Annotated in this window: 16 protein-coding genes and 5 tRNA genes; 16 read left to right on the top strand and 5 right to left on the bottom strand. The window is 49.0% G+C overall.

The features are described 5' to 3' along the window. The first annotated feature begins 5 nt into the window (after nucleotides 1–5). The 14 genes from wecB (at nucleotide 6) to M2387_RS24780 (ending at nucleotide 10,941) form a co-directional block, all read left to right on the top strand. Complete coding sequence (gene wecB, locus M2387_RS24845) at nucleotides 6–1,136, top strand: non-hydrolyzing UDP-N-acetylglucosamine 2-epimerase (protein WP_259053401.1); 1,131 nt, start codon at nucleotides 6–8, stop codon at nucleotides 1,134–1,136. Next, on the top strand, nucleotides 1,133–2,395 hold the full coding sequence (wecC, locus tag M2387_RS24840; RefSeq protein ID WP_259053399.1) for a UDP-N-acetyl-D-mannosamine dehydrogenase: 1,263 nt from the start codon (nucleotides 1,133–1,135) through the stop codon (nucleotides 2,393–2,395). The genes wecB and wecC overlap by 4 nt, the downstream gene beginning before the upstream one ends. Further along, nucleotides 2,395–3,072: a dTDP-4-amino-4,6-dideoxy-D-galactose acyltransferase gene (gene rffC, locus M2387_RS24835; RefSeq protein WP_259053398.1), complete on the top strand. Its 678-nt coding sequence runs from the start codon at nucleotides 2,395–2,397 to the stop codon at nucleotides 3,070–3,072. Before wecC ends, rffC begins: the two co-directional genes overlap by 1 nt. A 4-nt stretch (nucleotides 3,073–3,076) precedes the next feature. Beyond that, nucleotides 3,077–4,207 carry a dTDP-4-amino-4,6-dideoxygalactose transaminase gene (gene rffA, locus M2387_RS24830; RefSeq protein ID WP_259053396.1) on the top strand — a complete coding sequence of 377 codons (1,131 nt, stop codon included), beginning with the start codon at nucleotides 3,077–3,079 and terminating at the stop codon, nucleotides 4,205–4,207. Between the two features lies 1 nt (nucleotide 4,208). After that, nucleotides 4,209–5,459 carry a lipid III flippase WzxE gene (gene wzxE / locus M2387_RS24825; protein ID WP_259053394.1) on the top strand — a complete coding sequence of 417 codons (1,251 nt, stop codon included), beginning with the start codon at nucleotides 4,209–4,211 and terminating at the stop codon, nucleotides 5,457–5,459. After that, nucleotides 5,456–6,535 (top strand): TDP-N-acetylfucosamine:lipid II N-acetylfucosaminyltransferase, encoded by a 1,080-nt coding sequence (gene wecF, locus M2387_RS24820; protein ID WP_259053392.1) that lies wholly within the window; start codon nucleotides 5,456–5,458, stop codon nucleotides 6,533–6,535. The genes wzxE and wecF overlap by 4 nt, the downstream gene beginning before the upstream one ends. Then, nucleotides 6,532–7,887 carry an ECA oligosaccharide polymerase gene (gene wzyE, locus M2387_RS24815; protein ID WP_259053390.1) on the top strand — a complete coding sequence of 452 codons (1,356 nt, stop codon included), beginning with the start codon at nucleotides 6,532–6,534 and terminating at the stop codon, nucleotides 7,885–7,887. Before wecF ends, wzyE begins: the two co-directional genes overlap by 4 nt. A gap of 11 nt (nucleotides 7,888–7,898) precedes the next feature. Next, nucleotides 7,899–8,639 carry a lipopolysaccharide N-acetylmannosaminouronosyltransferase gene (wecG, locus tag M2387_RS24810; protein WP_259053388.1) on the top strand — a complete coding sequence of 247 codons (741 nt, stop codon included), beginning with the start codon at nucleotides 7,899–7,901 and terminating at the stop codon, nucleotides 8,637–8,639. 240 nt (nucleotides 8,640–8,879) lie between these two features. Then, nucleotides 8,880–10,265, top strand: coding sequence for a bifunctional threonine/serine APC transporter ThrP (gene thrP, locus M2387_RS24805; RefSeq protein WP_259053385.1), 1,386 nt, complete (start codon nucleotides 8,880–8,882; stop codon nucleotides 10,263–10,265). A 103-nt stretch (nucleotides 10,266–10,368) separates the two neighbouring features. After that, nucleotides 10,369–10,445, top strand: a tRNA-Arg gene (locus M2387_RS24800). Between the two features lie 56 nt (nucleotides 10,446–10,501). Continuing rightward, a tRNA-His gene (locus M2387_RS24795) sits at nucleotides 10,502–10,577 on the top strand. 21 nt (nucleotides 10,578–10,598) lie between these two features. Continuing rightward, nucleotides 10,599–10,685, top strand: a tRNA-Leu gene (locus tag M2387_RS24790). Nucleotides 10,686–10,719: 34 nt separating this feature from the next. Then, nucleotides 10,720–10,796 (top strand) — tRNA-Pro (locus M2387_RS24785). A gap of 68 nt (nucleotides 10,797–10,864) precedes the next feature. After that, nucleotides 10,865–10,941: transfer RNA gene (locus tag M2387_RS24780), tRNA-Pro, on the top strand. An 859-nt stretch (nucleotides 10,942–11,800) separates the two neighbouring features. Here the strand turns inward: M2387_RS24780 and hemY are convergent. From hemY to hemC, 4 genes are read right to left on the bottom strand one after another with little or no spacing between them, the layout of a single operon-like run. Beyond that, entirely contained in the window at nucleotides 11,801–13,000 is a 1,200-nt protein-coding gene (gene hemY, locus M2387_RS24775) for a protoheme IX biogenesis protein HemY (protein WP_259053382.1), read from the bottom strand. Nucleotides 13,001–13,002: 2 nt separating this feature from the next. Beyond that, complete coding sequence (gene hemX / locus M2387_RS24770) at nucleotides 13,003–14,262, bottom strand: uroporphyrinogen-III C-methyltransferase (protein ID WP_259053379.1); 1,260 nt, start codon at nucleotides 14,260–14,262, stop codon at nucleotides 13,003–13,005. 17 nt (nucleotides 14,263–14,279) lie between these two features. Further along, nucleotides 14,280–15,026, bottom strand: a complete 747-nt coding sequence (gene hemD / locus M2387_RS24765; RefSeq protein WP_259053377.1) for a uroporphyrinogen-III synthase — start codon at nucleotides 15,024–15,026, stop codon at nucleotides 14,280–14,282. Then, nucleotides 15,023–15,964 carry a hydroxymethylbilane synthase gene (gene hemC, locus M2387_RS24760; RefSeq protein WP_259053374.1) on the bottom strand — a complete coding sequence of 314 codons (942 nt, stop codon included), beginning with the start codon at nucleotides 15,962–15,964 and terminating at the stop codon, nucleotides 15,023–15,025. The genes hemD and hemC overlap by 4 nt, the downstream gene beginning before the upstream one ends. Before the next feature lie 286 nt (nucleotides 15,965–16,250). On the opposite strand from hemC, the gene cyaA reads away from it, so the two are divergent. After that, nucleotides 16,251–18,812 carry a class I adenylate cyclase gene (gene cyaA, locus M2387_RS24755; protein WP_259053372.1) on the top strand — a complete coding sequence of 854 codons (2,562 nt, stop codon included), beginning with the start codon at nucleotides 16,251–16,253 and terminating at the stop codon, nucleotides 18,810–18,812. Here the strand turns inward: cyaA and cyaY are convergent, their stop codons facing one another. Next, the gene (gene cyaY / locus M2387_RS24750; protein ID WP_259053369.1) at nucleotides 18,813–19,133 is read right to left on the bottom strand and encodes an iron donor protein CyaY; all 321 of its coding nucleotides are present in this window, start codon (nucleotides 19,131–19,133) and stop codon (nucleotides 18,813–18,815) included. A 260-nt stretch (nucleotides 19,134–19,393) separates the two neighbouring features. Here cyaY and lptM point away from each other — a divergent pair, with 260 nt between their 5' ends. Continuing rightward, nucleotides 19,394–19,600 (top strand): LPS translocon maturation chaperone LptM, encoded by a 207-nt coding sequence (gene lptM / locus M2387_RS24745; protein ID WP_259053366.1) that lies wholly within the window; start codon nucleotides 19,394–19,396, stop codon nucleotides 19,598–19,600. Nucleotides 19,601–19,828: the final 228 nt, after the last annotated feature.

Genomic DNA, 19,828 nt, shown 5'->3' with positions numbered 1-19,828 from the left:
TCGCTGTGAAAGTGTTAACTGTTTTTGGCACACGACCTGAGGCCATAAAAATGGCGCCTTTGGTTGATGCATTGGCGCGTGACGCATTTTTTGATGCGAGAGTCTGTGTGACTGCACAGCATCGGGAAATGCTGGATCAGGTGTTAAACCTGTTCTCCATTAAACCAGATTACGATTTAGATATCATGAAACCAGGGCAAGGGCTGACCGAGATAACCTGTCGGATCCTTGAGGGGCTGAAGCCTATCCTTGAGTCATTTAAGCCTGATATTGTCCTGGTTCACGGTGATACCACCACGACCTTTGCTGCCAGTCTTGCCGCATTTTATCAGCGTATTCATGTCGGACATGTTGAGGCCGGGCTGCGTACGGGCGATATTTACTCCCCCTGGCCTGAAGAGGCTAATCGCATCCTTGCAGGACATCTCGCGACCTGGCACTTTGCGCCGACAGAAAATTCACGGCAAAATCTGTTACGAGAAAATGTGGCTGATACGCAAATTCATGTTACCGGAAATACGGTGATTGATGCCCTGATGACTGTGCGTGACAGCATGTTATCAGCAGGTCCTTTACGTCAGAGTCTTGAACAGCAGCTAGGGTTTCTTGATAGCAGCAAAAAAATGATTCTGGTTACCGGACACCGCAGGGAAAGTTTTGGCAGTGGGTTTGAACATATCTGTCATGCTCTCGCGACGATTGCCACACAAAATAGTGATGTGCAGATAGTCTATCCGGTTCATCTGAACCCTAATGTCAGAGAGCCCGTAGGGCGAATTCTGGGTCATGTTGATAACGTGATTCTGATTGAGCCACAAGAGTATCTCCCCTTTGTTTATCTGATGGATAAAGCCTGGCTGATTCTGACGGACTCAGGGGGTATTCAGGAAGAAGCGCCATCTTTAGGTAAGCCAGTACTGGTGATGCGAGAAACCACTGAACGGCCAGAAGCCGTTGAGGCAGGAACGGTACGCTTAGTCGGTACTAATGAAGAGGCTATTATTACCGCTGTGAATGAACTGCTACGCGATGACCAGAGTTATCAAACTATGAGTCGGGCGTACAACCCTTATGGTGACGGTCAGGCCTGTCACCGCATTTTGAATGCATTGAAACAGAGTCAGGTAGCATCATGAGTTTTACAACTATATCCGTTGTTGGCCTGGGCTATATCGGTTTACCTACCGCGGCAGCCTTTGCTTCTCGTCAGTGTCAGGTTATCGGGGTTGATGTTAATCAGCATGCTGTAGACACCATTAATCGTGGTGAAATACATATTGTCGAACCTGATTTAGATATCGTCGTGAAAACAGCCGTTGAGAACGGTTTTTTACGTGCGGTCACAAGTCCGCTCGCTGCTGATGCCTATCTGATTGCCGTTCCGACACCCTTTAAAGGCTCCCATGAGCCAGACCTGGTCTACGTTAAAGCGGCTGCCGAGTCTATTGCGCCGGTGTTAAAAAAAGGCGCTCTGGTGGTTCTGGAGTCAACCTCGCCGGTCGGTACCACCGAGCAGATGGCTGACTGGCTGGCGGCATTGCGCCCGGACCTCAGCTTCCCACAGCACGCTGGGGAACAGGCTGATATCAATATTGCCTACTGCCCGGAGCGCGTGCTCCCCGGCCAGGTGATGGTTGAGCTGATTAAAAACGATCGTGTTATTGGCGGTATGACGGCAGCCTGCTCTGCCAGAGCCTGTGACCTATACAATATTTTCCTTGAAGGTGAGTGTGTCGTCACCCATTCACGCACTGCAGAAATGTGTAAGCTGACGGAAAATAGCTTCCGTGATGTGAACATTGCCTTCGCCAATGAGCTTTCGCTTATCTGTGCGAACAACGGTATTAATGTCTGGGAACTGATTAGCCTCGCTAATCGTCATCCACGGGTTAATATTTTACAGCCAGGTCCAGGCGTTGGCGGGCACTGTATTGCGGTCGATCCGTGGTTTATCGTGGCGCAAAGTCCGGAACATGCGCGTCTGATTCGTACGGCTCGTGAAGTTAATGACAGTAAACCGCTGTGGGTTATCGATCGTGCAAAAGCGGCGATAGCTGATTGCCTGTCTGAGACCGGGCGTCGTGCCAGTGAAGTCACTCTGGCCTGCTTTGGTTTGTCATTTAAACCGAATATTGATGATTTACGTGAAAGTCCGGCAATGAATATTGCTGCCACTCTGGCTACCTGGCATAGCGGCAAAACACTGATCGTCGAACCGAATATTCATACACTCCCTGAAAAGCTTGCCGCTACCAGTGAGCTGGTATCGCTGGAGCAAGCATTACAGCAAGCGGACGTCTTAGTGTTGCTGGTTGACCATAACGAATTTAAAGCCATCAAGGGCGAGCAGGTCACACAATCCTGGATTGTTGATACTAAAGGCGTCTGGCGATAATGCAGGCTATTCACGCAACGCTTGAGCCACTCAACTGGGAAAATCAGTTTTTTGGCGTTAACAGCAGCCTGGTGCGTATCAGTGATGATGCCAAACCCTTAACGCAAGGTCAGCTGGATAGCTGGTCACGCGTACAGGCTAAAATTCCTGCGCATCGCACGGATTTGCTGGATAGCTTGCAGATATTAGGTTTCCAGTTCGTGGAAGGGGAGGTCGATCTCTGTCTGCCTGTGGAGCAGCACCCGACGGCTGCTAATTTTGAGGTTGCCCGGGCTGAGCATATTGATGTTCTCAGAGAACAAGCCGCTCTCGCTTTTCAGCAAAGCCGGTTTCGCACTCCCTGGTATCAGCCTGGTGACAGTGGACGCTTCTATGCTCAGTGGGTGGAAAATGCGGTCCATGGTACCTTTGATAACCAATGTTTATTACTCACTCAACAGGATGTTATTCAAGGGTTTGTGACACTCCGACAGCTTAACGCGCAAGAAGCGCGAGTCGGTTTACTCGCCGGGCGGGGTATGGGAAGTGCGCTTATGTCAGCCGCTCAGAGCTGGTGCCAGCAGCGTGGCTTGAATACCTTACGTATTGCTACACAGGTCAGTAATCGGGCGGCTTTGCGGCTCTACATTCAACGTGGTGCCACGATAGACAGTACTTCTTTTTGGCTATACAGGTGAAAACATGATCCCATTTAATGCTCCTCCGGTTGTTGGTACTGAAAGCGAATATATGCAGTCGGCGATGAGCAGCGGCAAACTCTGCGGTGACGGCGGATTTACGCGTCGCTGTCAGCAATGGATGGAGCAGCGGTTTCATAGTAAAAAAGTACTGCTGACGCCCTCTTGTACTGCCTCGCTGGAAATGGCCGCTATTTTGCTGGATATCCAGCCTGGCGATGAAGTTATCATGCCAAGCTACACCTTTGTGTCCACTGCCAATGCCTTTGTATTACGTGGTGCACATATTGTTTTTGTCGATATTCGCCCGGACACCATGAATATCGATGAAACTAAAATCGCCGCAGCGATTACCGATAAAACCCGTGCGATTGTCCCTGTGCATTACGCCGGTGTGGCCTGTGAAATGGACACAATCATGGCGATAGCTAAGCAGCATAACCTGTTTGTTGTCGAGGATGCCGCCCAGGGCGTGATGTCGACCTATAAAGGTCAGGCTCTGGGGACGATCGGCCATATTGGCTGCTTTAGCTTCCATGAAACCAAGAATTACACCGCGGGTGGTGAAGGTGGCGCGACGCTGATTAATGACCCCGCACTGGTGGAAAGAGCAGAGGTTATCCGCGAGAAGGGTACCAACCGTAGTCAGTTTTTCCGTGGTCTGGTGGATAAATACACCTGGCGGGATATTGGTTCAAGCTATCTGATGGCAGACCTTCAGGCCGCTTTCCTTTGGGCACAACTGGAAGCTGCAACCACGATTAATGAACAGCGTCTGGCTTTGTGGAATAACTACTACCAGGCACTGGCTCCGCTGGCAAAAACGGGGCGTATTGAGCTGCCTGTTATTCCTGAAGGCTGCGTACAGAATGCGCATATGTTCTATCTCAAACTACGCGATATTGACGATCGTAGTGCGTTGATTGCCTGGCTGCGCGAAGCCGAAATTATGGCTGTTTTCCATTATATTCCACTGCATAGTTCACCGGCAGGCGAGAAATTTACCACTTTCCATGGTGAAGACCGCTTCACCACCAGAGAAAGTGAACGCCTGCTTCGGTTACCGCTGTTTTATAACCTATCGCTGGTAAATCAGCGCACTGTTATCAATACCTTACTTAGTTACTTCGCCTGATATGTCTCTGGCTAAAGCGTCAGTATGGACCGCTGCCTCGACACTGGTAAAGATTGGTGCGGGGTTGATTATTATTAAGATGCTGGCGGTTTCTTTCGGCCCCGCGGGTGTCGGGCTTGCAGGAAACTTTCGTCAACTGGTTACGGTTCTCGGCGTACTGGCGGGAGCCGGTATTTTTAACGGTGTCACCAAGTACATTGCTCAGCATCACGATGACCCAAAACAGCTTGAACGTGTCGTGGGTACCTCATCTGCAATGGTGCTTGGCTTTTCATCGTTACTGGCGATTATTTTTGTGGTGGCAGCCCGGCCTGTCAGTGAAGTGTTATTTGACAGCGCCGATTACCAGGGGCTGGTGCGTTTAGTTGCGCTGGTCCAAATGGGCATTGCCTGGGCAAATCTCTCGCTGGCTATTCTCAAAGGCTTCCGCGATGCGGCTGGAAATGCGCTGGCACTGATTGCGGGTAGCGCGATTGGGGTCGTAGCTTATTATCTGTGCTATCGCCTGGGGGGCTATTCAGGGGCCTTATTCGGACTTGCGCTAGTACCCGCACTGATAATGATACCAGCAGTAGTGGTACTGATTAAACGGGGTTATTTCCCCCTGCATTATCTGCGACCCAGCTGGGATAGCGTACTGGCCAGCCATTTAGGTAAGTTTACCTTAATGGCTTTGATAACATCCGTTACCTTACCCGTTGCTTATGTGATGATGCGAAACCTGCTGGCAAAATATTACAGCTGGGACGAAGTCGGACTCTGGCAGGGTGTCAGCAGTATTTCTGATGCTTATCTCCAGTTTATCACCGCTTCATTCAGTGTCTGGCTCTTACCGACTCTGGCGCGTCTGAATGAAAAACAACAGCTCATCAGTGAAGTGACAAAGGCTCTGAAGTTTGTTCTGCCTGCGGTGGCATGTGCCAGCCTGCTGGTATGGCTGCTACGTGATTTTGCTATCTGGTTGCTATTCTCCAGCCAATTTATTGCGATGCGCGACTTATTTGCCTGGCAACTGGTGGGCGATGTCCTGAAAGTTGGCTCCTATGTTTTTGGCTATTTGATTATTGCTAAAGCGGCACTGCGTTTTTATATTCTGGCGGAAGTCAGCCAGTTTATTTTGTTAACCGGTTTTTCTCATTGGTTGATCCCAGCTCATGGCGCCGCCGGCGCTGCTCAGGCATATATGGCAACCTATATTGTCTATTTTACGCTCTGTTGTAGCGTTTTCTTTGTTTATCGTAGGCGAGAATGACAACACTGATTCACGTTTTGGGAGCCGATCTCCCGCATCATAATCAGACGGTACTGCGTTTTTTTAATGACGTTCTCGTCACTATCAGCCCGCACACCCGTGAATTTTGGGTGGTCTCTCAGGACCCTGCATTACCCTCTGCTTTTCCTGAGCTCACTATCACGCTGTATCCTACAAAACAGGCAATGACAGCTGCGGTGCTGGCGAAAGCACGAGCCCGGCGGGCCCAGCACTTTTTCTTCCATGGTCAGTTTAATGCGCGGTTATGGCTGGCGTTGCTTACCGGAGGGCTGAAGCGCAAACAGGTTAGCTGGCATATCTGGGGTGCAGATTTATATGAGGCCTCACGGGCATGGAAGTTTCGGCTGTTTTATTTACTGCGCAGAAGAGCACAGAAGAAGGTCGGGCAGGTGTTCGCAACCCGGGGAGACTTGAGTTACTTTCATAAACATAACCCCAAAGTACCTGGTGAGTTGCTCTATTTTCCGACCCGAATGGATCCTACGCTCAATAGCCTGGCAGCGGACCATACACCCGATGACAAGCTGACGATATTGGTGGGTAACTCCGGTGACCGAAGTAATCAGCATATTGCCGCTTTACGCGCCATTGCGACCAAATTTGGCGATACCGTGCGGGTCGTTATTCCGATGGGCTATCCGAATAATAATGACGCTTATATTGCTGAGGTTCGCAAAACTGCAGAGCAGTTGTTCAGCCCGGAGCATATCCAGCTGTTAACGGAGAATATGGAGTTCTCTGCTTATCTGGCGCTATTGCAGCAATGTGATTTGGGCTATTTTATTTTTGAACGCCAGCAGGGGATAGGTACGCTTTGCCTGTTGATTCAGGCGGGTATTCCTTGCGTTCTGAGCCGTAAAAACCCGTTCTGGCAGGATTTGCAGGAACAGATGATTCCGTTCTTATTTACCGATGACCCTCTGAATGAGCCGATAATACGTGCTGCCCGGCAGGCATTAAGCGCAGTAGACAAGCAGCATATCGCTTTTTTCAATCCAGGTTATGTGGATGGCTGGCGTAAAGCGCTCGCTCTTGCAGCAGGAGAGGGTGTATGAGTTTACTGCAGTTCGGTGGTTTGTTTATCGTCTGGTTGATAAGCGTGGTATTTATTGGTCTGCTGACCTACCAGGAGTTCCGCCGGGTGCGGTTCAACTTCAACGTCTTTTTCTCGTTTCTTTATCTGCTGACTTTTTTCTTCGGTTTCCCATTTACCTGTGTACTGGCTTTTCGTTTTGGCGTCGAGGTGGTACCGGCTGAGGTACTATTACAGGCGCAATTAGCAGCGAGCTGTTTCTATGGTATCTACTATGTAGCCTATAAAACCAGGCTGGCCCGTAAACAGACGACCTCAACCCAGCGACCGCTATTTACCATGAGCCGGGTTGAAACCCATTTACTGTGGATCTTGCTGGCAGCAGTAGCTTTGGCCAGTGTTTCAATCTTTTTTATGAATAATGGTTTCCTGTTGTTTAAGCTCAACTCATACAGCCAGATATTCTCAAGTCAGGTCTCAGGCGTTGCCCTTAAGCGTTTCTTCTACTTCTTTATTCCCGCCATGCTGGTGGTTTATTTCCTCAAGCAGGATGGACGTGCCTGGCTATTCTTCTTGGTCAGTACTGTAGCCTTTGGCTTACTGACCTATATGATTGTCGGTGGCACGCGCGCCAATATTATTATCGCTTTCGCTATTTTCTTATTTATCGGCATTATTCGCGGCTGGATTTCGCTGTGGATGCTGGTCGCGGCGGGGGTGTTTGCCATAGTTGGTATGTTCTGGCTGGCGTTGAAACGCTACGGTCTGAATGTCAGTGGTGATGAGGCGTTCTATACTTTCTTATACCTGACGCGTGATACCTTCTCTCCGTGGGAAAACTTAGCATTGCTGCTGCAAAACTACGACAAAATATCCTTCCAGGGTCTGGCCCCGATTATACGTGACTTCTATGTCTTTATTCCCGGCTGGATGTGGCCTGACCGACCGAATGCGGTATTAAATTCGGCCAACTATTTTACCTGGGAAGTTTTGAATAACCATTCCGGCCTTGCGATTTCACCGACCCTGATAGGCTCCCTGGTTGTGATGGGCGGAATTGCGTTTATTCCGTTAGGCGCGATTGTGGTTGGTTTGATTATCAAGTGGTTTGACTGGCTGTATGAGAGAGCAAATCAGGATACCAATCGCTATCAAGCGGCGGTGACCTATGCATTTTGCTTTGGTGCTATTTTTAATATGATAGTACTGGCTCGTGAGGGGCTGGATTCATTTGTTTCGCGTGTGGTGTTTTTCAGTGTGATATTTGGTCTTTGCTTGCTGATGGCAAAACTACTTTACTGGCTATTCAGTGTGGCAGGGCTTATTTATCATCGTCGGACGGCGGGTACGGTTCGTGATAATCAAAACGCGTGATAAGGATAAATATGAACAACCTGACTGATGCGCCAAAATACAGTATCCGTGGGCTTAACTTGTTAGGCTGGCGCAATATGCAACATGCTCTGGACTATCTCTATGCTGATAACCAGCTGAGGTCTGGCACGCTTGTGGCGATCAATGCGGAAAAAATTCTCACCGCAGAGAGTACGCCTGAGATGGGGGCGCTGATTGCTGCTGCTGAATATAAATATGCGGACGGGATAAGCGTCGTTCGCTCTATTCGCAAAAAATATCCCGGAGCTGAAGTCAGCCGCGTCGCGGGCGCCGATCTCTGGGAAGCGTTGATGCAACGGGCTGGCGCTGAAGGGACTCCGGTATTCCTGATAGGAGGCAAAGCAGAAATTCTCGCCCAAACCGAAGAGAAGCTGCGTCGGCTCTGGCAGGTGAATATTGTCGGTAGCCAGGACGGTTACTTCAGTGAAGAGCAACGCCCAGCGCTGTTTGAACGCATTCGTGACAGTGGGGCGGTGATAGTAACGGTTGCCATGGGTTCACCACGTCAGGAAGTGTTTATGCGTGATTGTCGGGAAGTACAACCTGATGCTCTGTATATGGGGGTTGGCGGTACCTATGACGTATTCACCGGACATGTTAAACGTGCACCTAAGGTCTGGCAGAATCTCGGGCTGGAGTGGCTGTATCGTCTGTTGTCTCAGCCAAGCAGGATTAAACGTCAGCTTAAGCTATTACGCTATTTGGGATGGCATTACAGCGGTAAGCTCTGATATCCCCCTGGATGACTATAAAACGCGCCTTTTGGCGCGTTTTTGCGTATGGGCTCCAGCTGAACGCTAATTTTCATTTTTCACTACTGGTACAGCCATTATTTGTAATTTACATAAAAATACGAAACTATTGCCCCCTAATTTTGAGCCTGGTGGTGATTTTTTCGGCTATCGGGTCAACGTTTTAAAATATAACAACACTCGGTAGCAACCGGGATACAACACCAGGACAGAAAATTTATGGCAGAAAAAAAAGCCGAATTGCAAAGAGGGCTCGAAGCCAGACATATCGAGCTGATTGCATTAGGTGGCACTATCGGAGTCGGGCTGTTTATGGGGTCAGCCAGTACATTGCAGTGGGCAGGCCCTTCGGTATTACTGGCTTATATTATCGCCGGCCTGTTTGTCTTTTTCATTATGCGATCGATGGGGGAGATGCTGTTTCTTGAGCCAGTAACCGGTTCATTTGCCGTCTATGCGCATCGTTACATGAATCCCTTCTTTGGTTATCTCACGGCCTGGTCATACTGGTTTATGTGGATGGCTGTCGGTATTTCAGAGATAACCGCCATTGGTGTGTATGTGCAGTTCTGGTTCCCGGAGCTGCCACAATGGATACCTGCCCTGATAGCCGTCGGGCTGGTGGCTCTGGCTAACCTCGCTGCGGTACGTCTGTATGGTGAGATAGAGTTCTGGTTTGCAATGATTAAAGTGACGACGATTATTGTCATGATAGTCATAGGGCTGGGCATTATCTTCTTCGGATTTGGTCATCATGGTCAACCGACAGGTTTTGGTAATCTGACAGAGCATGGCGGATTTTTTGCCGGGGGCTGGAAAGGTTTCTTGATGGCGCTCTGTATTGTCGTGGCGTCCTATCAAGGCGTTGAGCTGATAGGCATGACGGCGGGCGAAGCCAAAAATCCTCAGGTGACGCTTCGCAGCGCGGTAGGCAAAGTATTGTGGCGTATCCTGATTTTTTATGTCGGAGCCATTTTTGTTATCGTCACTATTTTCCCCTGGAACCAAATGGACAGCAGTGGTAGCCCCTTTGTGCTCACTTTTGCGAAAATTGGTATTACTGCAGCGGCCGGGATTATCAACTTTGTGGTATTAACCGCGGCGCTATCGGGCTGTAACAGCGGGATGTATAGCTGTGGTCGTATGTTATATGCCCTGGCAAGAAATCGTCAGCTACCTTTGGCAATGGCGAAAGTGTCACGTAACGGCGTTCCTGTTACCGGCATTCTGATATCGATTGTGGTTCTGTTAGTCGGTTCATGCCTGAATTACTTGATTCCTAATCCGCAGCGGGTCTTTGTTTATGTCTATAGCGCGAGCGTGTTACCAGGTATGGTGCCGTGGTTTGTTATTTTGATAAGCCAGCTCCGTTTTCGACGTGAACACAGCGAAGCTCTGAAGACCCATCCTTTCCGTTCGATCTTGTTCCCCTGGGTTAACTACCTGACGATGGCGTTTCTGGTATGCGTCCTGGTCGGTATGGGGTTGAATGAAGCTACGCGTTTATCACTGGTGGTGGGAGCGGTGTTTTTAGTTGTAGTGAGTGTTATCTATCGATTAATTACTGGCAGAACACGTCATCTCGCTGAAAAAATAGACGGATAAGCTGTTGGATGCGCAAAGCATAACCAAATGAGCATTTTCTTTTAAATTATCACTAGACAGCTGGGCGCGAAGGCCGTAATATCCGACCCCGCAACGGCGCTATGCGCCCGTAGCTCAGCTGGATAGAGCGCTGCCCTCCGGAGGCAGAGGTCTCAGGTTCGAATCCTGTCGGGCGCACCATTAATATGGGTGCTAGAGCTGCGGTGGTATTTATACCGCGTGAAAGTTTTACAGTGGTGGCTATAGCTCAGTTGGTAGAGCCCTGGATTGTGATTCCAGTTGTCGTGGGTTCGAGTCCCATTAGCCACCCCATTAATTTAGAAGTGTAGCATTGCGATGGTGGCGGAATTGGTAGACGCGCTAGCTTCAGGTGTTAGTGTTCTTACGGACGTGAGGGTTCAAGTCCCTCCCTTCGCACCACTCCTAAATTAAGATAGTTGGGAAAGCAGTATTTCGGCGAGTAGCGCAGCTTGGTAGCGCAACTGGTTTGGGACCAGTGGGTCGGAGGTTCGAATCCTCTCTCGCCGACCACATTCAGAAATTCTCGCTCAGGCGAGACTTCGCTTTTGAAGTAAAGCATTTGCAGTAAAGCAGTACATCGGCGAGTAGCGCAGCTTGGTAGCGCAACTGGTTTGGGACCAGTGGGTCGGAGGTTCGAATCCTCTCTCGCCGACCACATTTAGAAAACCCCGCTTCGGCGGGGTTTTTGCATTTTATCTTTCTGAAAAATCCTCTTATCAATACTCTGCCTGTATTTTACGACTATTTTATAGTCGGTCTGACTTATCCCGCTGATATAGAAAGAGTTACCCCTATTTGTTGTCGTCCCTGTTGCCAGAATGAGACAAACGACAGGGTAGCTTGTCGCCAGATGGAGACTTATAACTATATGATAATTATATTATTTTATGTTTTTGTCGAATTGGTGTCTCTATAAGGAGACAGGCGTTGGTTGTTCAGAAGGTGAGAGGGAAAAATTTGAGGCTCAGATCTCATTTAACGTATTGATCAATACTTAGTTATCGATGAATAACCAGCAAGATGAAATCCTGGCACGTATTGTGCAATAATATGGGTGTAGATGCTCATTCCACTCCTTATGTTCGCTTCGGCCTCATAAATCCAGGAATGATGCAGAGCCAAAATTATGATGCTTATTGTCCACCCGTAGATGTCGCCTCCCAAGGGTCTCATCCAACACCATGGGCACAACGTTGAGTGAAGCATCAATCAGTTGTCAAATCGACCTGTTTTAGCACCTGCCCTTTTGGGCAGGTGTTTTTTTTTGTGCCGAGCAAATTCCAGTCTTTCGACTATAGAAAATAGAACCAACAGATGTCGGAAAAGAATTGTGGTCAGGGTTGTGAGGGAGTGTCTACTTATCAAGAATTACTGGCAAAACAGAACCCCGAAAGTCAGAAACGTATTGCCAAAAAAAGAGTGGTGTTGCGACAGGCTTTAATACTGAAGCCGTTAAATCCAGTGAGCAGGTAGAAAAAAGGCGACAAATTGTCGCCTTTTAGAGAGTACCTGAATCAGGCTCCGGGATTATTTTTTAGCGTAAGCAATAATCCTTCACGGCGCATCAGCGCTGCTTCTTCAGGCTGATGTAATCTGTCCAGCGAGTCAGCAAGCCAGGCATAATCAAAGGCGTCAGGACGTAGCTTCAGAGCCTCACGGAATGCATCAGCTGCCTGCTGCCATTCACCGCGCTGCATCAGTAACTGACCCAGGGTACTATGAATAAGCGCTTTATTGCCGTTTGCTTTCAGCAACTGGCGTAATGTTTTCTCCAGTTTTTCTGGCTCGCCTGATTTAAGGCGTGGCATCAGCATCACCAGACTATCGTCATACTGGCGCTTAAGCCCTTCCAGAACGATATCCTGCGCAGCATCATTATCATCACATTCAATCAGATGTTCAGCCATGGCCACTTGCAGTACCCTTTGCTGGCGAGTTTTACGGCTCTGGCTACGCCACCAGGCTTTCAAACCATCGTTACCCTGGTCTGCCATCGCCTGGCCCATCAATCCAATCCAGGCCTGCTGCTGGAGTGCAGTGATATGGGCTTCATCTGCGATTCTGGTTTTCTCCATCGCTGGCAGAATTTCCAGCAAAGAGCTCCAGGCACTGGTGCGCAGGTAGGCCTGTTCTGCCAGACGCAATACTTCAGGATGGCGTGGTGCGATTTCAAGCAGTTTGTCGATACCATGACGCGCAGCATGATTTTCGTTACGTGCCAGCTGCAAACGAACGCGAGTGATTTCAACGGGTAGCTGATCGTCGCTTTCCGCGAGCTCTGCGGCACGTTCCAGATGCTGATTAGCGCGTATTTCATCACCGCGCTGTTGTGCGGCTTCGGCTGCTATCAGGTAATTGACCATCGGTTGTTCAGCGTGATCAGCATGACGGCTCATCAATTTTTCAACCTGACCGTGATCGCCTTCGGCCAGTTTAAGCAGTGCTGCTTTGGTCTGCTGACTGGCCCGGCGACGCTTACGTCCCAGAAACCAACCGCGGGTATGCGCCCCGGTACGGAAGATACGTCGTAGTATCGACGCAATCACAAATAGCACGATAACCGACAGAATATAGATAATTACCAGTCCGGTAACACTGGTGTTGATATCATAGTTATCTGTCCGGATCAGAACATAGCCTTGATGACCAGCAAGCATAGGGCCAAGAACAACACCGGCAATCAGTACCAGGAACAATAACAAGACTTTAATCATTATTATTCTCCCTTACTTGTTGCTGGCGCAGATTCTGGTTTCGCCTCTGCTGCTGTTTCAGGTTTAGCCTCAGACTCTGCGGCTGGTTTAACATCAGGCTCTGATACTGTCGCTGCGACATCAGACTGAGGCATGTCATCTGTTGTTGTGGTGGATTGCGCAAATAAGCTACGTACCCGGGTTTGAACCAGCTTTTCTAACAATGCCTGGCTTTGCAGCGCTTCAGGAACATCCATATTGATATTCTGGTCGATTAACGTATCCAGCTCATCCAGGAATGTCTTGGTAGAAGCATCATCGGTATCGTAATAAGCACGAACCCAGGTTGAAACCGTTTCCAGCGCCTGCTTATAGATCTCTTGTTGGTGACGAGGCACCGCCTGGGCAGCAACCAGAAGCTGAGAGCGGATATTTTCCCGCAAATAGATATCCTGATTAGGTGCCAGCAGCGGAATCGCCGTTTCATCACGACGACGGATGGTGATAAAGCTGTCCATAAAGCTGTTCCAGCTCTTAGCCAGATTCTGACGCCACTCTGTCAGAGTGCCAGAGAGTTCAGTACCGTCTGAATCCATCGGAGAACCATCACTATAGTTATCCGACAGTCGCAGGTTATCGATATTATTAGACAGCTGATTCAGCTTGAGAATAATTCCGTCGTAATCGACCTGAGAGATTTTTGCAAGCCGAGTAATATCATCAGTCAGCGCGCGGCGAACCGGGATGATACTCGGATCGTTCATATCGCTCAGGCTGGCATCTGCGGTTTTCAGTAATGCAGCCGCAGTAGTGACATCCTGATCGCTCCAGAGCTTACGCCCCGCAAGTTTTACCAGAAAATCGGCTTGAGCAAGCAGCCAGGCTTTGGCATCGCTACCCGAAAAACTGGCGACTTTCTCCTGAACCGTCTCGAGTTGCTGAGTCAGAATGGCTTGTTGCTTCAATGAGTCCTGCAAGGCCGTGGTTTGTTGCGCTAACTGTGCACTAAATTCATGCTGCTGTGCAGTTTGCTGTTGTTGCAGGGCCTGTAGTTGATTAGCCAGCGCTGTATTAGCTGCAGTTTGTGAAGAAAACTGAGAGCCGCTGTAGTGATAAACCCCGCCAGCCACTGCTAAGGCAATGGCAATAGCGATAGCCCCGAGAGCAATTCCAACCCTGGCTGCCCGGTTGTTCTTAACCAAGGATTCAGACGATGGTGTGGTCTCTACCGCTGACTTGATTTCTTCGGCAGCAGTGTCGGAGTTGTTCTGTTGTTCCGTCATTGTGGCGTCCCGTATTTTTAGGTTAATTGTAACGCACGCAATAGCGCGTCATTATCCGCATTATCAGCGACCAGAATATTATGCCAGCCCAGATGTCTGGCAAGGCTTGCCAGTCGCTCACTTACCACCAGTAGCTGGCATTGAAGTAGCCAGTTTTCACGATACCAGACTGGGATCAGTGTATAGAGTTGTTGCAGCATCTCTCCGCTGGTGACAACAATGATTGATATCTGGCGTTCATACCACCGCCAGGCCTCTTCCAGTGAATTGTAATTTACTTCATTACGTTGATAACATTCACAAAAAGTGACTTTTGCACCGCGTTCTTGCAGTGTTTCGCCTAATAACTCTCGACCACCATTACCACGCAAAATCAGTGCTTGTTTACCCTGAATATGCTGTAACTCTGGTAATTGTAGCAAGACCTCACTGGTTTCCCTGTCTTGAGGGTAGTGAATCGTTAAATGACTGGCAGCATGTAAAGTCAGTGCTGTTGTGCGTCCGATAGCAAACCAGGTATGTTCCTTTGGCCAGTCAATACCGCTCTGACGTAACAGTGGACCGGCAAAATGTATAACGTTTTGCGACAGGACAAAAACCAGAGACTCTGCCGGTAATGCCGCTAACTGACTGGGCAACTGCGCTAATTGTCGGCCTGGTGAAAACTCTATTAAGGGAAAACTATACGCCATTTTCCCAAGTGTAAGCAGACGGCCGACTAACTCTTCTCCAGCAGGGGAAGGGCGAGTGACAAGAATGGTCACGCAGGTGCTTCTCCATTATATACTTCGGCGAGGATATCTCTGGCTCCGTTCGCCAGTAACTCTTCCGCCAGAGAGATTCCCATGGCTATTGCATCTTCGGATTTGCCGCGTCGTTCGCCGCGGATCATCACTTGACCGTCAGGTGCACCGACCAACGCCCGTAACCAAAGCTCATCGCCATTGAATTCAGCATAGCTGCCAATCGGAACCTGACATCCTCCTTCAAGGCGAATATTCATCGCACGTTCAGCGCTAACCCGAATAGCGGTTTCATGGTGGTTCAGTGGCGCAAGTAAGGCTTGAGTATGAGCATCATCCAGTCGACATTCGATACCCACTGCACCCTGGCCGACAGCAGGCAATGATACCTCTGGCGGTAGCGCATAACGAATGCGTGCCTGCATCTCAAGGCGATTCAGTCCTGCAACGGCAAGAATAATGGCATCATATTCACCGTTATCCAGTTTACCCAGCCGCGTACCTAAATTACCCCGAAGTGAACGGATAATCAGGTCCGGACGCAGCTCAGCGAGCTGACATTGCCGACGTAAACTGGAGGTGCCGACAATACTCCCAACGGGCAGCGCCTCCAGATTTTCATAATTATTAGAGACAAAAGCATCTCTGGGATCATCACGTTCACAAATAGTGACCAGGCCCAGACCTTCAGGAAAAGCAACCGGAACATCTTTCAGGGAATGCACTGCGATATCGGCACGACCATCAAGGAGTGCAAGTTCCAGCTCTTTGACGAATAAGCCTTTTCCACCGACTTTAGCCAGTGGGGTATCCAGCAGAATATCACCGCGAGTGACCATCGGGACTAACTCCACAGTGAGCTGTGGATGAAAGAATTCCAGCTGTTTCTTAACAAAATGTGCTTGCCAGAGTGCAAGAGGGCTTTGGCGAGTCGCGATTCTTAGTATATTGTCTAGCATGCTTGTTACCGTATTTATCATCTACTGACCATCCTACCACTGTTAACGGAAGGCTGTCAGTGTTGGTGGTTTGGTAACCAGGGAAGGTTTATACCTGGAATCAGGAAAACAAAAGCGGATGTATGGGAATATAACCCCACTAATCGCGCATCTGGCTTTACGGTCAACGGGCAAGGTGTTAAATTGATCACGTTTCCAGCAATTTTTTTCAGGCAACTTATAGCCCAGAAAAAAATTACCGGAAATCGGATTTTTTCGTGATACTGAAACTATCAGGCGATGCGTCTTGTACCTCTATATTGAAACTCTAAAGCAGAGACTGGATGCCATAAACCAATTGCGCGTAGATCGTGCTCTTGCTGCTATGGGCCCTGCTTTCCAGCAGGTATACAGTTTACTGCCAATATTGTTACATTATAACCACCCACTGATGCCGGGTTACCTCGAAGGTAATGTTCCCCGCGGCGTTTGCCTGTACACGCCTGATGAAACCCAGCGCCACTACCTCAGCGGCCTTGAACTACAGTACGGTCTTCAGCTGCCGGATACGCCATCAGGCGAACTGCCACTGACCGGGCTGTACTCCATGGGCAGTACTTCTTCTGTCGGTCAGAGCTGTTCTTCAGATCTCGATATCTGGGTCTGTCACCAGTCATGGCTGGACAATGAAGAGCGCCAGTTGCTACAAAGAAAATGCCGATTACTCGAGACCTGGGCTGCATCGCTTGGGGTTGAGGTCAGTTTCTTCCTGATTGATGAAAACCGTTTTCGTCATAATGCCAGCGGTAGTCTGGGTGGCGAAGACTGTGGTTCGACCCAGCATATTTTGCTGCTGGATGAGTTCTACCGCACCGCAGTACGCATGGCAGGGAAACGTATTCTTTGGAATATGGTGCCTTGCAATGAAGAAGAGCATTACGACGAGTATGTCATGACGCTCTATGCGCAGGGTGTACTGACGCCAAACGAATGGCTGGACTTAGGCGGCCTTAGCTCGCTGTCGGCCGAGGAGTACTTTGGTGCGAGTTTGTGGCAGCTCTACAAAAGTATCGATTCCCCTTATAAAGCAGTGATGAAAACTCTGCTGCTGGAAGCCTATTCCTGGGAATATCCGAATACCAGGCTGTTAGCCAAAGACATTAAGCAGCGCCTGCATGATGGCGAAATCGTCTCTTTTGGTCTCGATCCTTATTGCATGATGCTGGATCGGGTCACGGAATATCTTATCCAGCTTAACGATATGACGCGTCTTGACTTAGTTCGTCGCTGTTTTTATCTGAAAGTATGCGAGAAATTATCGCGTGAGCGGGCTTGTGTCGGCTGGCGTCGTGAAATTCTCGGCCAGCTGGTAAAAGGCTGGGGCTGGGATAACGAGCGTCTGGTGATGCTGGACAACCGGGCTAACTGGAAAATCGATCAAGTACGTGAAGCACACAATGAACTGCTTGATGCGATGATGCAAAGTTACCGCAATCTGATTCGTTTTGCGCGTCGTAATAATCTGAGTGTCTCTGCCAGTCCGCAGGATATCGGGGTTCTGACGCGTAAACTCTATGCTGCCTTTGAAGCACTACCGGGTAAAGTCACTCTGGTGAATCCACAAATTTCACCTGACTTGAGTGAACCGAATCTGACGTTTATCTATGTTCCACCTGGCCGCACCAACCGCTCCGGCTGGTATCTTTACAACCGGGCGCCGAATATGGACTCCATCGTGAGCCATCAGCCGCTGGAATATAACCGTTATCTTAATAAACTGATTGCCTGGGCCTATTTTAATGGCCTGCTGACTTCACGCACCCAGTTGTTTATTAAGGGAAATAAAGTCGCAGACTTACCGAAGCTACAAGAAATGGTTTCTGACGTATCCAATAGCTTCCCGCTAAGACTACCCGCTCCGACGCCAAAAGCACTCTACAGCCCATGTGAAATTCGCCATCTGGCTATCATTGTTAACCTGGAATATGACCCGACGGCAGCATTCCGCGATCAGGTAGTACATATCGATTTCCGTAAGCTGGACGTTTTCAGTTTTGGCGAAGAACAACAGTGCCTGATTGGCAGTATTGATTTGCTGTACCGTAATTCATGGAATGAAGTCAGAACCCTGCATTTTAACGGTGAGCAGGCGATGATCGAAGCCCTCAAGACTATTCTTGGAAAAATGCATCAGGATGCTTCTCCGCCAGACAGCGTTGAGGTGTTCTGCTACAGCCAGCATTTGCGCGGACTGATTCGTACCCGGGTTCAGCAACTGGTCTCAGAGTGTATCGAATTCCGTCTTTCCAGCACCAGGCTGGAACCGGGCCGTTTTAAAGCTCTGCGTGTCGCCGGGCAGACTTGGGGACTGTTCTTTGAGCGTGTGAACGTATCAGTACAGAAACTCGAGAATGCGGTTGATTTTTATGGCGCTATTTCGCATAACAAACTGCATGGTTTATCGGTGCAAGTAGAAACTAACCAGGTGACATTGCCGCCAGTGGTTGATGGTTACGCCAGTGAGGGGATTATTCAGTTTTTCTTTGAAGATACCCACGAAGAACAGGGCTTTAATATCTACATCCTTGATGAAAGTAACCGGGCTGAGGTTTATCACCATTGTGAGGGGAGCAAAGAGGAACTCATTCGCGATGTGAGCCGCTTCTACTCTTCTTCCCACGATCGTTTTACCTACGGTTCGAGTTTTATCAACTTCAATTTACCGCAGTTCTATCAGATTGTGAAAGTTGACGGGCGTGTTCAGGTAGTTCCCTTTCGTCCGCAGGCCATCACTTTCACATCTGCTGCGCTGAATGCTCAAAATGGCAATACAGCGCAGCCTCAGCTTCAACAGCAGTATGAGTCGTAATTAGCGAAAGCTGACGGCCTCACCCGCTTGTTCTGAGCTGGCTTGTTCCAGCAGCTGCCAGAACTCTGCGCCGCTACGATCGCAAATCCATGTCCCGTCTTTCAAATCAAAATGATAGCCGCCGGTTTTCGTCGCCAGCCATACCTGATGGAAGGGCTCCTGGCGATTAATGATGATTTTGCTGCCATTTTCAAAACTGAGCGTCAATACACCGCCGTTTATTTCACAGTCAATATCACTATCGCCGTCCCAGTTATCAAGGCGTTCTTCTATGGTCAGCCAAAGACCATCAGCCAGTTGATGAAATTCACTGTCGTTCATATCTGCTTCCTGTTTAGTTTTTAAGGCAGTATATACTCGTCATACTTCTTGTTGCTTGATTGTTACTGCTGTGAGGACGAATTATTTTGCCCTCAGAGCGTACAGTATCCGCTAATTCCCGCTTATTTTAAGAGAGATAATTTTCATTATTCAGATAAAAGGGGCGATTTTTTGGCAGTAACGGACAACGAAGAGTATTGCTTTTCAGACTTCACCTGCGATGATAGACACAAGATCCTTGAATCACAGGCAACACTATAATGAAGAAGATTTTCTGCACGCTGGTTGTCGTAACGACGCTGGCTGGCCTTACGGGTTGTGGCCTGAAAGGGCCTCTGTATTTTCCACCCGCGGATAAAGAACAAACACCAACGACTAAGAGCGTAACAAAAGAGGATGCAGTTCAATCGGCGCCTTCACGTAACGATCGTGGGACGGGGGATGGCCCAACGCAGGTTGTTTACTAATATACCCGTCATACTTCAAGCTACAGGTGCGTTGGCTGCGCTCACTCACCCGAATCACTTACTTGTGTAAGCTCATCGGGATTCGTTCTCTTGCCGCCTTCCTGTAACTTGAATTATTTTGGGTATATAACTTGTCATACTTCAAGCTACAGGTGCGTTGGCTGCGCTCACTCACCCGAATCACTTACTTGTGTAAGCTCATCGGGATTCGTTCTCTTGCCGCCTTCC

This window comes from Klebsiella sp. BIGb0407, from assembly GCF_024807845.1.
In the GTDB taxonomy this organism is placed as follows: domain Bacteria; phylum Pseudomonadota; class Gammaproteobacteria; order Enterobacterales; family Enterobacteriaceae; genus JGM124.
Note: the sequence above shows the minus strand (reverse complement) of the source record. Positions and strands in the feature narration are given on the sequence as shown.

Coding starts and splice junctions, on each gene's coding strand:
- wecC (WP_259053399.1), top strand. CDS start 1,133: ATGAGTTTTACAACTATATCCGTTGTTGGCCTGGGCTATATCGGTTTA.
- rffC (WP_259053398.1), top strand. CDS start 2,395: ATGCAGGCTATTCACGCAACGCTTGAGCCACTCAACTGGGAAAATCAG.
- rffA (WP_259053396.1), top strand. CDS start 3,077: ATGATCCCATTTAATGCTCCTCCGGTTGTTGGTACTGAAAGCGAATAT.
- wzxE (WP_259053394.1), top strand. CDS start 4,209: ATGTCTCTGGCTAAAGCGTCAGTATGGACCGCTGCCTCGACACTGGTA.
- wecF (WP_259053392.1), top strand. CDS start 5,456: ATGACAACACTGATTCACGTTTTGGGAGCCGATCTCCCGCATCATAAT.
- wzyE (WP_259053390.1), top strand. CDS start 6,532: ATGAGTTTACTGCAGTTCGGTGGTTTGTTTATCGTCTGGTTGATAAGC.
- wecG (WP_259053388.1), top strand. CDS start 7,899: ATGAACAACCTGACTGATGCGCCAAAATACAGTATCCGTGGGCTTAAC.
- thrP (WP_259053385.1), top strand. CDS start 8,880: ATGGCAGAAAAAAAAGCCGAATTGCAAAGAGGGCTCGAAGCCAGACAT.
- hemY (WP_259053382.1), bottom strand. CDS start 13,000: ATGATTAAAGTCTTGTTATTGTTCCTGGTACTGATTGCCGGTGTTGTT.
- hemX (WP_259053379.1), bottom strand. CDS start 14,262: ATGACGGAACAACAGAACAACTCCGACACTGCTGCCGAAGAAATCAAG.
- hemC (WP_259053374.1), bottom strand. CDS start 15,964: ATGCTAGACAATATACTAAGAATCGCGACTCGCCAAAGCCCTCTTGCA.
- cyaY (WP_259053369.1), bottom strand. CDS start 19,133: ATGAACGACAGTGAATTTCATCAACTGGCTGATGGTCTTTGGCTGACC.
- lptM (WP_259053366.1), top strand. CDS start 19,394: ATGAAGAAGATTTTCTGCACGCTGGTTGTCGTAACGACGCTGGCTGGC.